The sequence below is a fragment of the Herbaspirillum sp. UBA812 genome, from assembly GCF_002296545.1.
GTDB lineage: Bacteria > Pseudomonadota > Gammaproteobacteria > Burkholderiales > Burkholderiaceae_D > Herbaspirillum > Herbaspirillum huttiense.
Window position 1 is genome coordinate 1 of sequence record NZ_DBIC01000076.1, and the last position, 2,896, is coordinate 2,896.

The 2,896-nt window shown below is 62.3% G+C and carries 3 protein-coding genes and 1 pseudogene; all 4 read right to left on the reverse strand.

The window, feature by feature from the left end; all coding sequences use genetic code 11:
• On the reverse strand, window positions 1-274 hold a 274-nt coding region (locus tag B3873_RS04850; protein ID WP_286864341.1), incomplete at its 3' end, for a hypothetical protein.
• 72 nt (window positions 275-346) lie between these two features.
• Window positions 347-1,735, reverse strand: coding sequence for a class II fumarate hydratase (gene fumC / locus B3873_RS04855; protein WP_039786109.1), 1,389 nt, complete (start codon window positions 1,733-1,735; stop codon window positions 347-349).
• 222 nt (window positions 1,736-1,957) lie between these two features.
• Window positions 1,958-2,308 (reverse strand): DUF3579 domain-containing protein, encoded by a 351-nt coding sequence (locus B3873_RS04860; protein ID WP_008327247.1) that lies wholly within the window; start codon window positions 2,306-2,308, stop codon window positions 1,958-1,960.
• 306 nt (window positions 2,309-2,614) lie between these two features.
• Window positions 2,615-2,896, reverse strand: a pseudogene (locus tag B3873_RS04865) (cobalamin biosynthesis protein CobD); the annotation flags it as partial.

Below are 2,896 nucleotides of genomic sequence, written 5' to 3' on the forward strand. Positions count from 1 at the left end.
CAGCGCCAGCAAACAGATCATCAATCGCTACACCTACCAAGAATGCGAGATACGTCTGCATGATCAACTCATCGATCAGGCGATTGACATGCGATCCGCTGATAACATCAGACGGTCTGTCACGAGGGTACCTACCGATGCAACACAACAGCCCACGTGTGAATACGAAATCCGACAAGGCAAGCCGGTCGGTGACGATGCATGCTTTGGCTTTTGAATCAGCAAGTACCGTCGCATCGAAGCAAGACCTGAAAGAGAAAACGGCCTTTTTCAAGGCCGTTTATGGTCGCAGTTCTGGGTAACTTAAAGCCTGCAGCGCCCCTGCAACCAACTAACCATATCACGCTCAACCCGGCCGCGTCATCTGCTCCGGCTTGATCCACTCGGCAAACTGTTCTTCCGTCACATAACCGAGCGCCAGCGCTGCCTGCTTCAGGGTGGTGCCGTCGTGATGCGCCTGCTTGGCGATCTTGGCAGCCTTGTCGTAACCGATGTGCGGGGCCAGGGCCGTCACCAGCATGAGCGACTTTTCCATCAGCTCGCCGATGCGGCTGTGGTTGGCTTCGATGCCGCGCGCGCAATGTTCCTCGAAACTGGCCATGCCATCACCCAGCAGACGAACGCTCTGCAGGAAGTTGTGAATGATCACCGGCTTGAACACGTTCAGCTCGAAGTTGCCGCTGGCGCCGCCAATGTTGAGCGCGACATCATTGCCGAACACCTGTGCGCACAGCATGGTCATGGCTTCGCATTGGGTCGGATTGACCTTGCCCGGCATGATGGAACTGCCCGGCTCATTCTCGGGAATGGTGATCTCGCCCAGCCCCGAACGCGGGCCGGAAGCAAGCCAGCGCACGTCGTTGGCGATCTTCATCATGGCTGCCGCCAGGGTCTTGAGTCCGCCGTGCGCGGCCACCAGGGCATCGTGCCCGGCCAGCGCGGCAAACTTGTTGGGCGCGGTCTTGAAGGGGAAACCGAAATACTTGGCCAGCTCGGCAGCCACACGCTCGCCGAATTCGGGATGCGCGTTCAAACCAGTGCCGACCGCAGTGCCGCCAGCGGCCAGCTCGGAGATGGCGTTGAGGGTGGCGATGATGGCCGACTCGGCATGATCCAGCTGGGCCACGTAGCCCGAAAACTCCTGGCCCAGCGTCAGCGGTGTGGCGTCCTGCAGGTGGGTGCGGCCGATCTTGACGATGTCGGCAAACTGCGCGGACTTGTCCGCCAGCGTGGCGCGCAGGGTGTGCAGCGAGGGAATCAGGTGCGTGGCCACGGCCATGCAGGCCGCCACGTGCATGGCGGTCGGGAAGATGTCGTTGGAGGACTGGCTACGGTTGACGTCGTCGTTCGGGTGGATCAGGCGATCTTCGCCGCGCACGCCGCCCAGCAGTTCGGAGGCGCGGTTGGCCAGCACCTCGTTCATGTTCATGTTGCTCTGGGTGCCGGAACCGGTCTGCCAGACCGACAGCGGAAACTCCAGCGGATGCTTGCCGGCGATGACCTCATCGGCCGCCGCGATGATGGCGTCAGCCTTCTTGCCGTCCAGCTTGCCCAGGTCGCGGTTGACGGCGGCACAGGCGCGCTTGACGGCGGCCAGGGCCACGATCAGCTCAGCCGGCATGCGCTCGGTGGAAATGTGGAAGTGGTGCAGCGAACGTTCGGTCTGCGCGCCCCACAGGCGATCGGCAGGGACTTCGATCAGGCCAAAGGTATCGCGCTCCATGCGGTGGTTCATGATGCTGGTTCTCCGTGATAAGAGGGCCGCAGGCGGCCCGATGATCCCGTGAGACTCTGTCGCAAGCTGAAGGCTGAGTCACCGACGAGACCGGCAATGTGACATCTAGTGTAACGGCTGGCGGGACCGCCCGCAGGAAGCGGCGGCATGAAGCTGGCGAGGGTACGGCAATGCGGCAGGCAGACCGGGACGGCGGATTGCCGCAGCGATCGCGGCGAGGAATCAGCCGGCCTTGTTGTCCTTGGGCGGATCCGGCAGCACACAGGCCTCGACCACTTGCAGGTCGTTGTCCTTGGCGAAGTTGACCACGAAGTGATAGGCCAGCGGCTCCAGCTCGCGCAGGGCTTCGTTGACCACCACCGAGCGCACGCCATCGATGTGGGTGGGCAGCACGTAGGGAGAATATTTCAGGTGTGCATTGCGACCGCCACTGCCTTCGGGACGGAAGCACGACATCACGCCGCACAGGCGCTCCGCCCAGTCGCTGGGGCGGAACTGCCGGCCATCCGAGGTCTTGCCCAGGATGATGAATTCTTTGGCCGGTGCGTTTGCGGGTTTGATGGGATCAGCCATACATGCATTCTTCTAAAGCGCTTGCAACCGAATGCCCTTGTCCTGGTGGGACCGGAGCCCTGGAGTCCGCGGTGCCTCGGCGATCCACTGCCTGGGTGCCTGCGGAAGTAAGTATTATATCTTATAGAAGACTTGGCTTCTACCGGTCTCCCCCGGCTACTGCGTGCCGCTCATGCCCTGCGGGCAATACATGTATTCCTGCACGTGGCGGCCTTCTGAAGTGAAGTCGGAAGTATACCGGGTTGGCGAGAATCGCGTTCCCAAAAACAAAGCGGGCCTGAGCCCGCTTCTTCAAGGACCAGTCGCCTAGCCCATCCACACTGCCACCGACAGCAGCAGCAACAGGAACATCCACAGCAGCAAGGCGCGCCAGACCAGGCCCACGGTGCTCTGCAGGGTGCGTGGCGATGGGGTGTCGCCAGGCAGGCCGTCGGTTTCTTCCGGCATGGAATCGACCGTGGCCGCATCGGCCGGCAGGATGATGCCGGCAGCCGCTTCCTTCTCGGTACCGAAACGCACGCCCATGGCCCCGCCACCGGCCGCCAGGATGATGCCGGCGGCTTCGTCGTCCCAGCGGCTGGGGGAGTT